Origin of the sequence: Nocardioides sp. LHD-245 (genome assembly GCF_030929495.1) — a bacterium.
Taxonomy (GTDB): domain Bacteria; phylum Actinomycetota; class Actinomycetes; order Propionibacteriales; family Nocardioidaceae; genus Nocardioides.
The window spans coordinates 18,242-32,683 of the sequence record NZ_JAVFWN010000017.1; the positions used below are offsets into that span (position 1 = coordinate 18,242).

The window sequence follows — 14,442 nt, forward strand, 5'->3', positions numbered from 1 at the left end:
TCAGGACCGGCGCAGCCGGGTCCACCGCCGACCCACGCCCGAGCGCGGGTCGCACCAGGAGCGGCGGGTGACGACCACCAGGTCGAGGCGGACCCCGAGCTCGCCGCCGGCACAACCGACGGCGGCCGCCCACGCGAGGTCCTCGACGTCGTGGCCCTCGGGCGTACGGGTCAGCCAGATGAGGGGGACGACGTCGGCGGCGAGGTGGTCGCGGCACATCGCCTCCAGAGCCTCGACGCGCAGCGCGAGGTCGAGCGGGCCGTCGCCGGACAGCTCGAAGGAGCGCACTCGCCCGCCGGGGATGCCGACGTGCAGGGCGGGCGGCAGCTGGCAGCGGCCCTCGGCGGCCGCATGGTCGCGCACGGCGCGCCGCAGCACCCGTTCGAGCAGCGTCGGGACCGGCTCCTGGATCATGGGCGGGAGCCTGCCCGATCCGCGGCGGCCACGGGATCCTCCTCCACAGGGAGACGCGCCCTAGGCTCGGCCCATGAGGTCCGGACTGATCAGCGTCGACGAGCTCCGCACCGTCCTCGGAGAGGTGACGGTGCTCGACGTGCGCTACCGGATGGGCGGGCCGGGCGGTCCCGAGGAGTACGCCGCGGGCCATGTCCCCGGGGCGTCGTACGTCGACCTGGACCGCGATCTCGCGGCCGAGCCGGGGGAGCGCGGACGACATCCGTTGCCGGACGTCGCCGTCTTCGAGACGGCGATGCGCCGGGCCGGCGTGAGCCGCGCGCGTCCGGTCGTGGCCTACGACGACTGGGCCGGGCACGCGGCGGCGCGCTGCTGGTGGCTGCTGCGCCACCATGGGCACACCGATGTCCGGGTGCTCGACGGCGGTTGGTCCTCGTGGCGCGCGGCGGGCGGCGAGGCCGAGATCGGCCGGGGTGCGGGGCCCGGCCCGGGTGATTTCACCGCCGTGCCGGGCAGCCTCCCCGCGGTCGACGTCGCCGCGGTGCTCGACGTCTCGGTGCTGGTCGACGCCCGCGCCCCGGAGCGGTACCGCGGCGACGCGGAGCCGGTCGACCCGGTCGCGGGCCGGGTGCCGGGCGCGGTCAACGTGCCGACCAGCCGCAACCTCGACGAGAGCGGACGATTCCGCGACCCGGCGGCGCTCGCGGCCGTCTACGCCGAGGTGGGCGCCGTGCCCGGCGCGGACGTCGCTGTCTACTGCGGATCGGGCGTGACCGCGGCCCACGACGTGCTCGCGCTGGAGCTCGCCGGAGTCACCGCGGCGCTCTACCCGGGCAGCTGGAGCGAGTGGGTGGCCGACCCGTCCCGCCCGGTCGCCACCGGCTGACCTACCAGTGCACGCCCCGGAACAGCTGGGCCATCAGGATCTGCTCGGTCTCGCGGTGGTGGGCGCCGGGTGCCTCCTCGGCCGCGGCGGCGGCCTGAGAGGCGGGCTTCTGGCCCTTCGCCGCGGCCGAGTCCGGGAACACCTGGTAGGCCAGGTTGAGGACACGGAAGGCGGTCCGCGGCGCGATCGTGTGGGCCAGCTCGCCGGCCGTGCCGAGCGCCGTGTTGATCTCGTGGGGCTTGTCGACCATCGCCCTGATCACCACGTCGGCGGCCTGGGCCGGTGAGATGGTGGGGAACTTGTCGTAGATCTTCGTCGGCGCGATCATCGGCGTCCGCACCAGCGGCATGTGGACGTTGGTGAAGGTGATGCCGTGGCCGACGACCTCGGACGAGACGACATTGCTCCATGCGTCGAGAGCGGCCTTCGAGGCGACGTACGCCGAGAACCGCGGCGGGTTGGTCTGCACGCCGATCGAGGAGATGTTGACGATGTGGCCCGACCGCTGGGTGTGCAGCTGCGGCATCAGGCCCATCACGAGCCGGATCGCGCCGAAGTAGTTGAGCTGCATGGTGCGCTCGAAGTCGTGGAACCGGTCCTGCGACAGCTTGAGCGAGCGACGGATCGAGCGCCCGGCGTTGTTGACGACGTAGTCGACGCTCGGCAGGCCCTCGACGAGCTGCTCGCAGAGCCGGTCGATCGCCTCGAGGTCGGAGAGGTCGCAGGGGAACACCTCGGCCCGACCGCCGCGCAGCTCGATGATTGCCTTGGTGGCCTCGAGCTTCTCCTTCCCCCGGGCGACGAGGACGGGGATGCCGCCGGCCTGGGCGACCTTGAGCGCCACGACCTGGCCGATGCCGGACGAGGCGCCGGTGATCACGACGTACCTGTCCTTGAGCGCCGCCACCGCCTTGGCGTCGCGGCCGGTGGCGTCGTCGAGGTTCTCCTCCCAGTAGCCCCACAGCGCCCGGACGTAGGTCTCCAGCGGCGGGACGCTGATGCCCGAGCCGGCGAGTGCCCGCTCGGTGATCCGGGAGTCGAACACCGAGGGGAACGACGTGTGCGCCAGCACCTCGGCCGGGATGCCGAGCCGGCCGACGGTCTGGTCGAGGAGCCGCTGGGCTGGTGCGGAGCGGACCACGGCGTTCATCACGTTCATCGGGCGCAGCGCGCGGGGGATCAGCCCGAGCGGCCCGGCCGTGGTGATCGCACGGTCGACCGGGGTCGCGAAGCGCGGGGCACCGGCCGCGGAGCAGAAGGCGTTGATCATCTCGATCACCGACTGCGGCTCCGGATTGACCAGGTGGAAGGCCTCGCCGTCGTGGCCGGGGACGTGAGCGAGATGGTCCATCGCCTTGGCGACATAGTCGACCGGAACCAGGTTGGTGTCGCCGAGATCGAGCCCGACGAGCGGGAGCCAGGCGGGCAGGGAGTCACGCAGCCGCTTGATCACCGGGAAGAAGTAGTAGGGGCCGTCGATCTTGTCCATAGCGCCGGTCTCGGAGTGGCCCACCACGATCGCCGGCCGGTAGACCCGCCACGGGATGCCGGCCTCCTCGCGGACGATCTTCTCCGACTCGTACTTCGTGCGGTGGTACGGCGAGGGCAGTGGTTGGCCCTCCTCGAACATCGTCTCGTCGAACCGGCCGTGGTAGTCGCCCGCCGCGGCCACCGAGGACACCTGGTGGAACACGCCGGCCCGCAGCTCCTCGGCCAGGGCCAGCGCGTTGCGGGTGCCGTCGATGTTCATCGCGTCGTTCGTCGCGTCGTCGGCGGTGATGTCGTAGATCGCGGCCAGGTGGAAGAAGTGGTCGATCCCACCCGCGTGCTCGGCGACCCACCCGGGGTCGACGCCGAGACCGGGCTGGGTGAGGTCACCGACGACGGGCCGCACCCGGTCCGAGCCCCACTGCCGGATCAGCGCCTCCATGCGCGGGAGCGAGGATGTCCGCACGAGCACGAAGACCGGACCCTCTCGGTGGTCGACGAGCTCGGCGACGAGGTGGCGACCGATGAATCCGGTGGCGCCGGTCACGAAGTAGGCCATGCGCGCACGCTACGCGCTTTTCCTGTCGCCGGGGACGGGCTCGAGCAGTGCTCACCGTCGGCAGCGCGGCGGGAGGCGACCTCCGGGAACTTGCTTTGCTTTCTCGTCGCCGGAGACGCGCTCGACCAAGTCCTATTGGTCGGCAGCGCGGCGGGAGGCGACCTCCGGGAACTTGCTTTGCTTTCTCGTCGCCGGAGACGCGCTCGACCAAGTCCTATTGGTCTCCGCCGCCGAACATGATCTCGTCCCAGCTCGGCACCGAGGCGCGGCCACGCTTCTTCTGCACCGGGCGACGATGCCGCGCACGCTCGGCCTCGGCCGACTCCTCCGCGGCAGCGTCGGCCTCGGGACCAGCGGATTCGGCGGCGGGCTCCCCGGTGGCGCGGATCGGCTCGTCAACCGGGGCGGCGAGCGGCTCGGCGGCCTCGCCGGCCGCGAGGTCCAGGGCCTGGTCGACGGCGTCGCCGACAGCGTCGCCGACGGTCGGCTCGCCGAGGTCGCCCAGCGGGAGCTCCTCGGGAACGGCGGCCAGCCGGCGCTCGCGCACCTGCTGGAGATCGTCGCGGGTCGGCTCGGCGGGCGGCAGCGCGTCGCCGATCAACCAACGGGCGTCGTCGTTGTCGGAGAGGACGTAGTTGCCCGGGGCGTCGTAGGTGAACCGGGCGACGCCACCGCGCTCGGCGGTCTCGAACGTCCCGGTCAGCACCCAGCGGCCGGTGTCGCGCCGGTAGGCGTCCCAGGTGACGGTTGCCGGGTCGCCGCCACGCCCGCGCAGGTGGCCGGTGACGGCGTCGCCGAGCACCCGGCTCTGGTGGGCGCCACCGGCGGACGCGGCCTGCCCCTCGCCCGGGGTGCGGCGCACCGACGCCTTCTGCGCCCGCTCGGCGATGTGCTCGCGCTCGGCGAGCACGGGCGCGACGTACGGCATGATCGCATCCACGGACGTGCCGGCCGCCTCGGCGACCGCTTCCGCGGACTCGCCGGAGCGGATCCGGGTCTGGATCTCGCGGGGCCGGATGCTGCTGCTCATCGAGGTCTCCAATCGACGCGGTGACTCACCGCGCACCGCCGCGCGCAGGTCGGGCGTGATGTCGAGCGTGAACTCGCCACCCTGATCGTCCACGAGCAGCAGGCGACGCCGGTCGGATCCGGCCGAGCGGTCGGCGCCGAGGCTCAGGCGCACGGGGCGATCGGTGCCACCCTGGTCCGCCGTGTCCGTCATGCCGTCCTCGGGTCGTGTGTCCGTCGTCTGCCTGCTGCTGGTCTGTCGGGCCGAGCCTACGCCCCCCACCGGGCCCGCCCTCGGACGTAGAGCCAGGTGTCGCCCTGTCGCCGGAACCGGCTGATCTCGTGCAGCGACCCGGGTTCGCCGTCACGGGTGTAGCGCGCCGCGAACTCGACCATGCCCCGCCGGTCCGTGGGGCCGCCGTCACGGGCCGCCAGCACCTCGAGGCCGGTCCAGGTGATCCGCTCGTCGAGCTGCAGCGACGGCGGTCGGGTGGCGGGATGCCAGGTGTGCAGCAGGTAGGACGCCAGCCCCTTGCCGAACGCCGAGTAGCGCGAGCGCATCAGCGCCTCCGCGGTCGGCGCCGAGCCGGGGGCGCGGTGGTAGGGACGGCAGCAGTCGTCGTACGTGCGCCCGGAGTCGCACGGGCAGGCGGGTCGGATGGCTTCCGGCCGCCGCTCAGTCACCGAGCACCCGGTCGAGGTAGGCGTTGGTGAACACCCGGTCGGGGTCGAGCCGGTCGCGCAGCGCGCGGAAGTCGGTGAGTCGCGGGTAGAGCTCGACGATGTCGGCGAGCGCGAGCGTGTGCAGCTTGCCCCAGTGCGGGCGGCCGCCGTGGGCGCGCAGGATCGGCTCCATCGCCGCGAAGTATGCCGTGTGGTCGGCGCGCCGGTGGGTGTGGAAGGCGAGGTAGAACGAGTCCCGCCCGTACGACGTCGACAGCGGTACGTCGTCGCTCGGTGCGACCCGGATCTCGACCGGGAACGAGACGGCGAGCCCGGAGCGCTCGAACGCGGCGCGACACTCCCGCAGCACGCCGAGGCCGACCTCGCGCGGGACGGCGTACTCCATCTCGCGGAAGACGACCCGGCGCTCGGTCGTGAAGACGTGGTGGGCGATGTCGGTGTAGGTCCGCGGCCCCAGCAGACGCGAGGCGAACCGGTTGGCGGCCGGGATCGCGCGGGGGACCAGGTTGAGGGCGGCGGTCTGCGCGCCGAACACGGTGTTGGACAGGAGATCGTCGTCGAGCCAGGAGCGCCAGCGGGGGAGCGGCTCGGCGGCCGTGAGGTCGGTGCCGACGCGGGTGTTGCGCTTGGTGAGCATCCGGTCGGAGTGCGGGAACCAGTACATGTCGACGTGGTCGTGGGCGGCGGTGAGGTCGTCGAAGGACGCCATCGCGTCGTTCCAGGACATCGGCTGCTCCTCGGCGCGGAGCAGGAACAGCGGCTCGACGGCGAAGGTGATCGTGGTCAGCACGCCGAGGGCGCCGAGGCCGACCCGGGCCAGGTCGAGCACGTCGGGGTTCTCGGTGGCGCTCGCCCGCAGCACCTCACCGGTGCCGGTGACCAGCTCGAGACCGACGACCTGGGCGGCAAGGCCGGCTGCCCGGCCCCCGGTGCCGTGGGTGCCCGTGGAGATCGCGCCGGCGAGGGTCTGCTCGGCGATGTCGCCCATGTTGTGCAGGCTCAGGCCGAGCCGGGCGAGGTCGGTGTTGAGCACCTTCAGCTGGGTGCCCGCGAGCGCGGTGACGGTCAGGGCGTCGCGGTCGACGGCGACGATGCCGCGCATCCCCTCGGGGCGCAGGTGCACGTCCCGTGGGGTCGCGATGCCGGTGAAGCTGTGGCCCGTGCCGGCCGCCTTGACGGTCCGCCCGGCGGCGCGGGCCAGGGACACCGCCGCGGCGACCTCGGCGGCATCGGCCGGCGCGAGCACGTCGAGTCCGCTGGCGGACTCCAGGCCCGACCAGTTACGCCAGGCGCTCGGCAGCGGGGTGCTCATGAGGACGCACGCTATCCGGGACCCCGGCCGCGCGGATCAGCAGTGCGCCGATCAGTGCCACGGCGCCGCCCACCAGGCAGACCAGGTACGCCGGGGAGGCGCCCGCATGGTCGATCACCACCCCGGCGATGGCCGCGCCGGGCGCCAGGCCCACCGCGATGCCGGTCTGGATGAACGCCATGCCCTCGGTCAGCCGGGAGGTCGGCAGCACCTGCTCGGCCAGGGACATGGTGGCGATCAGGGTGGGGGACACCGCGATACCGCCGAGCAACAGCACGAGCGCCATCAGCGGGATGCTCGGGACCAGGGCGAGCGGAGCGGCGGCGAGGAGCATGCCGAACGCGCCGATCCGCAGCCGGGCGAGGGGGCCGCGGCGCCAGGTGATCGCGCCGGACACGACGCCCGCGAGCAGACTGCCGAAGGCCCAGATCCCCAGCAGGATGCCGGCGAGTGACTGGTGTCCCCGCTCGTCGGCGAACGCGACCGTGACCACCTCGGCGGCACCGAAGACGACACCCAGCGCCGCCGCGACCAGGGTCAGCGGCGCGATCGCGCGCCAGGGCATCGGCGGCCGGGCCGTGGTCGTCGCGGTCCGGGGGTGCGCGGGCGGCTCGGTGCTTCGCTGTGCGGCGAACACGTAGGTGCCGGCGAGGCCGCAGACCAGCGCCGTCAGCAGGCCGGCGGCGGGATGGACGCCGGTCGCCAGCATGGTGACCGCGATCGGTCCGAGCAGGAAGACGGTCTCGTCGCCGACGGCCTCGAACGAGAACGCGGTGTGCAGCCGCCCGGGACGATCGGCGAGGTGGTACGACCAGCGCGCCCGCACGCAGCTGCCGACCGAGGGGATCGAGGCGCCGGTCAGCGCCGCGAAGGCGTACGTCGCGCCGTGCGGCCAGCCCCACTGGAGACTGCCCATGGTGAGGGCGAGGCCGACGCCCCAGACCGTGATCACGACGGGCAGCACCCGGCTCTGGCCGTGCCGATCGATGAGCCGGCCCTGGACGACAGCGAAGCAGGCGGTCGCGACCAGCGCGACCGCCGACACCGAGCCGGCGAATCCGTACGAGCCGGTCTCGTGCTCGGCCAGCAGCACGAGGCCGAGGCCGACCATGGAGATCGGCAGCCGGGCGACCAGTCCGGTCAGGCTGAAGAGCGCCGTGGCGGGCGTGAAGATCTGGCGATAGGTCTGCAACATTGCGCCGCTATCGTCCTCCCTACGATGGGCGGGTGCCCAATTCTCAGCAGGCCCGGCCGGGTCCCACTCCGCGCGACGACGCTTCCCCGACCGCCCCCTACGACGCCCTGCTGCTGGTGTCCTTCGGCGGACCGGAGCAGCCCGAGGACGTCGTGCCGTTCCTCGAGAACGTCACGCGCGGCCGGGGGATTCCGCGCGAGCGGCTCGAGGCGGTGGGGGAGCACTACTTCCTGTTCGGCGGACGCTCGCCGATCAACGACCAGAACAAGGCCCTGATCGCGGCCGTCGAGAAGGACCTGACCGAGCACGGCCTCGACCTGCCGGTCTACTGGGGCAACCGCAACTGGACGCCCTATCTCGCCGACACGGTCGCGCAGATGGCCGCCGACGGCGTACGACGTGCGCTGTGCCTGGTGACGTCGGCGTACTCGTCGTGGTCGAGCTGTCGGCAGTACCTCGACAACCTCGAGCAGGCCAGGGCCGCGGTGCCCGAGGGTCTCGCGGCGCCGCGACTCGACAAGATCCGCGCCTACTACGACCACCCGGGCTTCGTCGCCGCCAACGTCGACGGGGTGCTCGCCGCACTGGCCGGCCTGCCGGCGGAGGTCCGGGACCGGGCCCGGCTGGTGTTCGTGACCCACTCCATCCCGATCACGATGAGCGACGCCAGCGGTCCCGAGGGTGGGGCCTATGTCGCCCAGCACCTCGACGTCGCCGGCGCCGTGGCGACCCAGGTGGCCGCGGCCACCGGCGTGGACCGACCGCACGAGCTCGCCTACTGCTCGCGCTCGGGCGCCCCGCACGTGCCCTGGCTGGAGCCGGACGTCAACGACCGGCTGGAGGAGCTCGCCGCGGAGGGGGCCGCGGCCGTCGTGCTGATCCCGGTCGGCTTCGTCTCCGACCACATGGAGGTCGTCTACGACCTCGACACCGAGGCCCTCGCGACCGCGGAGCGGCTGGGCCTGCCGGCCCGGCGGGCGTCGTCGGCCGGCACCCATCCCGCGTTCGTGAGCGCCGTGCGCGAGCTCGTCCTCGAGCGGGCCGCGGCCGAGCGGGGCGAGGAGCCCGCGCGGCCGGCGCTGGGAGTCCGCGGACCGTCGCAGGACCGTTGCCCGCTCGGCTGCTGCGCCGGCACCCGCGCGTGAACACCCCGGCCGCGCTGTGCGCCCTGGCCGAGGAGGTCGCCCGCGCGGCCGCCGTGCTCGTGCGCGAGCACGCCGCGCGCGGCGTCACCGTCGCGGCCACCAAGTCGAGCGACATCGATGTCGTCACCGCCGCCGACCGGGCCGCCGAGGAGCTGATCCGGCGGCTGGTCCTCGACGCCCGGCCCGACGACGCCTTCCTGGGCGAGGAGGGCGGCGCCGCCGATGACGCCGCCGGCACCTCCGGTGTGCGCTGGATCGTCGATCCGATCGACGGCACCGTGAACTTCCTCTACGGCATCCCCGAGTACGCCGTGTCGATCGCGGCCGAGGTCGACGGCGAGGTGGTCGCCGGCGTCGTCATGGACGTCGCCAAGGACGTGCTGTACGCCGGCCATCGCGGCGGCGTACCCACCCGCGACGGCGTGCCGCTCGCCGTCCGGGGGCCGGCTCCGCTCGCGCATCGCCTGGTCGCCACCGGCTTCAACTACACCCGCCCGGTCCGTGAGGTCCAGGCCGCCGCCGCGGCCCGGCTGCTGCCGTCCATCCGTGACATCCGCCGCACCGGATCCTGCGCGCTGGACCTGTGCCGGGTGGCGGAGGGCGCCCTCGACGGGTACGTCGAGGAGGGGGTCCATCTGTGGGACCACGCGGCCGGCGGGCTGATCGCCCGCCTCGCCGGAGCGAGGCTCCTGGTGGGTGTCGGTGCCGCTGGGACGGAGGCCGTCGTGTGTGGCCCCGATCACGGCTTCGACGAGCTTCTGGAGGCGGTCCGGGCCGCGGGCTTCCTCCGGGAATAGCCGGGCGCCGTCGACTGTTCTGGGGACTCGCATCGACCCGGGTATCGCGAACCGGACCCGATGGTGCACAATCTGCCGCGCCACCCGCACGACCAGTGTGGCTGGCGGCCAGCTGAGGGGAGAGAGTACATACGTCATGGCGACTGACTACGACGCACCGCGCAAGAACGAGGACGAGCAGTCCGAAGAGAGCATCGAAGAGCTCAAGGCGCGCCGCCACGACAAGAACTCCGGCAAGGTCGACGAGGACGAGACCGAGGCGGCTGAGTCATTCGAGCTGCCCGGCGCCGACCTGTCCCACGAGGAGCTCGCCGTCGAGGTGAAGCCGAAGCAGGACGACGAGTTCACCTGCATGAGCTGTTTCCTGGTCCACCACCGCAGCCAGTTGGCGGATCCCAAGAAGATGATCTGCAAGGACTGCATCTAGTCCTTGCGTCACGACCTGCCCGCGGCCTGGGTCAGGCGTCGCCCTGACGCAGGCCGGGGGGCAGGTGGCCGGTCGACCTCAGGTAGTAGTTGGCGGCCCGCCGCTGCGCCAGCATCTTGGCCAGCGCGACGAACGTGCCGCTCGCCGCTGCCCAGGCGACGGCCTCCCAGACGTCGACGTCCGGATCGGCCGGGTTGACCGGGGGCTTCTTGCCCGTCGCGGCCCTCCAGCTGGTGTCGAGGCCCTTCTTCGCGACCGCCGCGGCACCGAGCGCGGCGACGAGGGAGAACGTCGACCAGACCTTGGAGCTGTCCTTTGCCATGGGCCGAGCCTACTGGGCCCTACTGGTCGGCGGCGTTGCCCGTCCGTACGGTGTTGAGCGCATCGGCGAGGGCCCGCGGGTGGCGGGAGCTGACCAGCCAGTACGGCGCCGGATCGGCCGGGTCGGTGATCTCCACCTTGACCGACCGGCGCAGGTAGGGACGCAGCAGGAGGTACGCGCGGGCGTCGGCCTCCGGGCCCGAGACGCTCCGGGTGCGCTCGGCGTCGAGCGCCTCGGCCGCGCCGACGTACGTCATCTCGATCTGGGCGCGTCCGGCTCGGAACCAGCCGTCCGAGACGGCGATCCGCGCGCCGCCGTAGGCCCGCAGCGCCGCGACCATTCCGGCCATGACGACGCCCGTCACCGTCCATGCCAGCCAGGCCGCGTGGCCGATGAGGGCGACGATGAGCGTGAGCCAGAGCGTCGCGACGAGCATCGTGCCCTGCGCCCACCACCGCAGCGGGACCCTCAGGCGCTCCTGGTAGCTCGCAGTCTCGCTCACGCTGAGGATGATCCCATCCACCCGGTGAGGGGCAGTCGCTAGGGTCTCCCCGTGCCCGACGACGCCATCTCGGATCTCGTGATCTCCGTCCAGCAGCTCGACCCCGACCTGCCGCTGCCCGCCTACGCCCATCCGGGCGACGCGGGAGCCGACCTGGTCACCAGCGTCGACGTCGATCTGGCGCCCGGCGAGCGGGCCCTGGTGCCCACCGGCGTCGCCGTGGCGCTGCCCGAGGGATACGTCGCGCTGATCCATCCGCGCTCCGGGCTGGCCGCCCGGCACGGCCTGTCCATCGTCAACACCCCGGGAACCGTGGACGCGGGCTACCGTGGAGAGATCAAGGTGCTGCTGATCAACCACGACCCGGTCGAGGCGATCACGCTGCGCCGGGGAGACCGCATCGCCCAGCTGGTCGTCCAGCGGGTCGAGCGGGCCCGGTTCGAGCCGGTCGCCGCCCTTCCGGACAGCGTGCGTGGCAGCGGCGGCTACGGTTCAACCGGAGGATTCCAGCGGTGACAGGCCGATGGGCGTGACGAGGAGGAAACAGTGAGGCTGCGGCGCAAGGCTGCCGACCCGGCGGTCGAGGGCGTGGCGGGGGAGCCCGCCGAGCCCGACGAGTCCGGTCGGCCCCGGGACCTGGCCGCCGCCGGCCCGTTCGACGCCGACGACCTCCCCGAGGACGGTGTGGCCCGGCTCGACCTGGGTTCGCTCCTGGTGGCTCCCAGCGACGGCCGCGAGCTGCGGGTCCAGGTCGACGAGGCATCCGGCACGGTGCGGGCCGTGCTGCTGGCCACCGACGCCGGCGCGCTCGAGTTGCGCGCCTTCGCCGCACCACGCAACGGCGACCTGTGGAGCGAGATCCGGCCGCAGATCGCGGCCGACGCAGCCCGCCGCGGCGGCACCGCCACCGAGCGGGAGGGCCGGTTCGGCACCGAGCTGGTGTGCGAGGTCAGTCTGACCCGTCCCGACGGGCAGGTCGGCACCCAGACCTCGCGGGTCATCGGCATCAACGGACCCCGCTGGCTGCTGCGCGCCACGCTGCTGGGCGAGCCGGCCCGCGATCCCGAGGCGGCCGGTGCGTGGGAGGCCGCCATCGAGCAGGTCGCCGTGCGCCGCGGCAACCACGCCATGCCGGTCGGCGAGCAGCTTCCGCTCTCCCTGCCCGAGGGCGCGGAGCCCCGGGCCGTCCCGGCCACCTGACCCGAGGACGGACGAGGCCAGCGCATGCGCACCAAGAGCCGCCTGAGGCGCACCATCAGCAGATGGGCCAACCCCGACGAGGCCGAGGCCCGCGATCTCCGCAAGACGTTCAGCGGCGACGGCGTGATGTGCATCGGCGACGCCCCGGACCGGGAGCCGGTGCGGCTCCGTGGCACCCTGCGCACGGTCACCCTGCGCCCGCGTGGCGGCGTGCCCGCCCTCGAGGCCGAGCTGTACGACGGCACCGGCACGATCACCGTGATCTGGCTGGGTCGTCGCCGGATCGCCGGGATCGGGCCGGGGCGCGCGCTCGAGGTGCAGGGCCGGGTCGGCACCCAGGACGGCCACCGGATGCTCTACAACCCGAGGTACGAGCTGCTGTGAGCGCCCCGCACCCCGCGATCGGCGTCGACACGGTCGAGGCCCTCGTCCGCCGTCAGCTGGCGACCGCACTCGGAGGCCGGCGCGGCATGATCGAGGCCGCCGTCCCCGGCGTCGTGTTCACCGTCGTCTGGTTGACCACGAAGGAGCTCCAGTGGGCGCTGGTCGGCAGCCTCGTGGTCGCCGGCCTCGCCCTGCTGGCCCGGGTGGCGCAGCGCTCCAGCACCCAGTACGTCCTCAACGCCGTGTTCGGCATCGGCATCGGCTGGGTCTTCGTCCGCTGGGCGGAGAGCTCGGGCGGCTCGGAGTCCGACCAGGCGCTGGCGTTCTTCCTGCCCGGCATCCTGATGAGCCTCGGCTACACCATCGTGCTCGGGTTCACCTGCCTGATCGGCTGGCCGATGCTCGGCTTCATGCTCGGCGGCGTCACCGGTGACGCGACGGCCTGGCACGACGACCCGCTGGTCGTGCGGCTCTGCAGCCGGCTGACCTGGGTGATGCTCCTGCCGGGCGCGATCGGGGTGCTGCTCCAGGGGCCCGTGTGGCTGCTGGGCCACAGCGGCCGTCTCGATCCCGACCAGGCGGTCGTGCTCATCCTGATCCTGCGCACCGGTCTCGGCTGGGCGCTGCGGATCGGGTCGTGGTCGGTGATGATCTGGCTGTTGGCCCGCAACGCGACCCCCTTGGGGTCTCCTGGCGCCGAGCCCGACCCGGCGTAGCTACTTGGCCGGGTGCGAGCCCGGGGCGAGCAGCCGCTCCAGCTCGTCCTCGGCCTCGGCCGGCACGACGAAGAGCAGCTCGTCGCCCGACTCGACCGGCTGCTCCGGGGTCGGCACGTAGACCTGCCCGTCGCGCAGGATCGAGACCAGGGCGCAGTTCTCCGGCAACGGGATCAGGCCGGACTCCTTGCCGACGTACGGCGAGTCCGCCGGCAGCACCATCTCGACCAGGTTCGCGTTGCCCTTGCGGAAGGTGAACAGGCGCACCAGGTCCCCGACGCTCACGGCCTCCTCGACCAGCGCGGACATGATCCGCGGGGTCGAGACGTTGACGTCGACGCCCCACGCCTCCGTGAACAGCCACTCGTTGTTGGGGTGGTTGACCCGCCCCACGGTGCGCGGTACGCCGAACTCCGTCTTCGCGAGCAGCGCGGTCACCAGATTGGCCTTGTCGTCTCCCGTCGCGGCGATCACCACGTCGCACTTGTCGAGACGCGCCTCCTCCAGCGAGGACAGCTCGCAGGAGTCGGCCAGCAGCCATTCGGCATCGGGGACCCGCTCGGGACGGATCGAGGACGGGGACTTGTCGATGAGCAGCACCTCGTGGCCGTTCTCGATCAGCTCGCGGGCGATCGAGCGGCCCACGGCGCCCGCTCCGGCGATGGCGACTCTCATGTCTTCCTGGCCCTCTCAGACTGTTCAATCACCGATCAGTCACCGATCAATCACCGAGCTCGGGCCCGCGGCCGAGCACCTCGTAGGCATGGTCCGCGGACTCCTCGCGGGTGACCAGGTGGAGCATGTCGCCCTCCTGGATGACGCTGTCGCGGTCCGGCAGCAGGCCCTCGCCGAGCCGGTCGATCCAGGCGACCCGGCAGCGGGCCTGCTCCTGGAGCTGGCCCACCCGGGCTCCCACCCAGACCTCGGGGGTCGGGAGGTGGTCGACGCGGATGGTGCCGGACGGGTCGCGGAAGTCCGGCTCGGCACCGGCCGGCAGGATCCGGCGCAGCACCTGGTCGGCGGTCCACTTGACCGTCGCGACGGTCGTGATCCCGAGCCGCTGGTAGACCTCGGCGCGACCGGGGTCGTAGATCCGGGCCACGACCTGCTGGATCCCGAAGGTCTCCCGCGCGACCCGGGCCGCGATGATGTTGGAGTTGTCACCGCTCGACACGGCGGCGAAGGCGTCCGCGCGGCGGATGCCCGCCTTCTCCAGGACCTCCTGGTCGAAGCCGATGCCGGGGATCTTGTCGCCGTTGAAGCCCGGTCCGAGCCGTCGGAAGGCGTCGGGCTCGCTGTCGATGATCGACACGGTGTGGTTGCGGTCCTCGAGACTGCGCGCCAGGGTCGAGCCGACCCGGCCACAGCCCATGATCACGACGTGCACGGTGAGCACGCTATCC

The 14,442-nt window shown here is 72.8% G+C and carries 18 protein-coding genes; 8 read left to right on the forward strand and 10 right to left on the reverse strand.

Features of this window, described 5'->3' with window-relative positions:
• Positions 1-414: a hypothetical protein gene (locus RB608_RS22830; RefSeq protein WP_308090370.1), complete on the reverse strand. Its 414-nt coding sequence runs from the start codon at positions 412-414 to the stop codon at positions 1-3.
• Positions 415-487: 73 nt separating this feature from the next.
• On the opposite strand from RB608_RS22830, the gene RB608_RS22835 reads away from it, so the two are divergent.
• Positions 488-1,300 (forward strand): sulfurtransferase, encoded by an 813-nt coding sequence (locus RB608_RS22835; RefSeq protein WP_308090371.1) that lies wholly within the window; start codon positions 488-490, stop codon positions 1,298-1,300.
• 1 nt (position 1,301) lies between these two features.
• Here RB608_RS22835 and RB608_RS22840 read toward each other — a convergent pair whose 3' ends face one another.
• The 5 genes from RB608_RS22840 to RB608_RS22860 form a co-directional block, all read right to left on the reverse strand.
• Positions 1,302-3,347 carry an SDR family oxidoreductase gene (locus tag RB608_RS22840; RefSeq protein WP_308090372.1) on the reverse strand — a complete coding sequence of 682 codons (2,046 nt, stop codon included), beginning with the start codon at positions 3,345-3,347 and terminating at the stop codon, positions 1,302-1,304.
• Positions 3,348-3,561: 214 nt separating this feature from the next.
• Positions 3,562-4,569, reverse strand: a complete 1,008-nt coding sequence (gene sepH / locus RB608_RS22845) for a septation protein SepH (RefSeq protein ID WP_308090373.1) — start codon at positions 4,567-4,569, stop codon at positions 3,562-3,564.
• A 56-nt stretch (positions 4,570-4,625) separates the two neighbouring features.
• Complete coding sequence (locus tag RB608_RS22850; RefSeq protein WP_308090374.1) at positions 4,626-5,039, reverse strand: YchJ family metal-binding protein; 414 nt, start codon at positions 5,037-5,039, stop codon at positions 4,626-4,628.
• Complete coding sequence (locus RB608_RS22855) at positions 5,032-6,351, reverse strand: D-arabinono-1,4-lactone oxidase (protein WP_308090375.1); 1,320 nt, start codon at positions 6,349-6,351, stop codon at positions 5,032-5,034. The genes RB608_RS22850 and RB608_RS22855 overlap by 8 nt, the downstream gene beginning before the upstream one ends.
• Positions 6,320-7,546 (reverse strand): MFS transporter, encoded by a 1,227-nt coding sequence (locus RB608_RS22860; RefSeq protein ID WP_308090376.1) that lies wholly within the window; start codon positions 7,544-7,546, stop codon positions 6,320-6,322. The genes RB608_RS22855 and RB608_RS22860 overlap by 32 nt, the downstream gene beginning before the upstream one ends.
• 32 nt (positions 7,547-7,578) lie before the next feature.
• Here RB608_RS22860 and RB608_RS22865 point away from each other — a divergent pair, with 32 nt between their 5' ends.
• The 3 genes from RB608_RS22865 to RB608_RS22875 all read left to right on the forward strand — a co-directional run bounded on the left by RB608_RS22865 (position 7,579) and on the right by RB608_RS22875 (position 9,915).
• Complete coding sequence (locus RB608_RS22865; protein WP_308090377.1) at positions 7,579-8,691, forward strand: ferrochelatase; 1,113 nt, start codon at positions 7,579-7,581, stop codon at positions 8,689-8,691.
• Positions 8,688-9,488 (forward strand): inositol monophosphatase family protein, encoded by an 801-nt coding sequence (locus RB608_RS22870; protein ID WP_308090378.1) that lies wholly within the window; start codon positions 8,688-8,690, stop codon positions 9,486-9,488. The genes RB608_RS22865 and RB608_RS22870 overlap by 4 nt, the downstream gene beginning before the upstream one ends.
• Before the next feature lie 136 nt (positions 9,489-9,624).
• Positions 9,625-9,915, forward strand: a complete 291-nt coding sequence (locus RB608_RS22875) for a DUF4193 domain-containing protein (RefSeq protein WP_179726422.1) — start codon at positions 9,625-9,627, stop codon at positions 9,913-9,915.
• A 31-nt stretch (positions 9,916-9,946) separates the two neighbouring features.
• On the opposite strand, the gene RB608_RS22880 is transcribed toward RB608_RS22875, so the two are convergent.
• A complete protein-coding gene (locus RB608_RS22880) occupies positions 9,947-10,237 on the reverse strand; it encodes a DUF4235 domain-containing protein (RefSeq protein WP_308090379.1) in 291 nt (96 codons plus the stop codon).
• Positions 10,238-10,256: 19 nt separating this feature from the next.
• Entirely contained in the window at positions 10,257-10,739 is a 483-nt protein-coding gene (locus RB608_RS22885; RefSeq protein WP_308090380.1) for a DUF3093 domain-containing protein, read from the reverse strand.
• Positions 10,740-10,805: 66 nt separating this feature from the next.
• Here RB608_RS22885 and dut point away from each other — a divergent pair, with 66 nt between their 5' ends.
• Genes dut through RB608_RS22905 form a run of 4 tightly spaced genes read left to right on the forward strand, consistent with a single transcriptional unit; the run spans position 10,806 to position 13,039 of the window.
• The gene (gene dut / locus RB608_RS22890) at positions 10,806-11,255 is read left to right on the forward strand and encodes a dUTP diphosphatase (protein ID WP_308090508.1); all 450 of its coding nucleotides are present in this window, start codon (positions 10,806-10,808) and stop codon (positions 11,253-11,255) included.
• A gap of 30 nt (positions 11,256-11,285) precedes the next feature.
• Positions 11,286-11,939, forward strand: coding sequence for a DUF3710 domain-containing protein (locus RB608_RS22895; protein WP_308090381.1), 654 nt, complete (start codon positions 11,286-11,288; stop codon positions 11,937-11,939).
• A gap of 24 nt (positions 11,940-11,963) precedes the next feature.
• Positions 11,964-12,323: an OB-fold nucleic acid binding domain-containing protein gene (locus RB608_RS22900; protein WP_308090382.1), complete on the forward strand. Its 360-nt coding sequence runs from the start codon at positions 11,964-11,966 to the stop codon at positions 12,321-12,323.
• Positions 12,320-13,039 (forward strand): DUF3159 domain-containing protein, encoded by a 720-nt coding sequence (locus tag RB608_RS22905; protein WP_308090383.1) that lies wholly within the window; start codon positions 12,320-12,322, stop codon positions 13,037-13,039. Before RB608_RS22900 ends, RB608_RS22905 begins: the two co-directional genes overlap by 4 nt.
• On the opposite strand, the gene RB608_RS22910 is transcribed toward RB608_RS22905, so the two are convergent.
• Complete coding sequence (locus RB608_RS22910) at positions 13,040-13,714, reverse strand: TrkA family potassium uptake protein (protein ID WP_282399833.1); 675 nt, start codon at positions 13,712-13,714, stop codon at positions 13,040-13,042.
• A 46-nt stretch (positions 13,715-13,760) separates the two neighbouring features.
• Positions 13,761-14,426: a TrkA family potassium uptake protein gene (locus RB608_RS22915; RefSeq protein WP_308090384.1), complete on the reverse strand. Its 666-nt coding sequence runs from the start codon at positions 14,424-14,426 to the stop codon at positions 13,761-13,763.
• Positions 14,427-14,442: the final 16 nt, after the last annotated feature.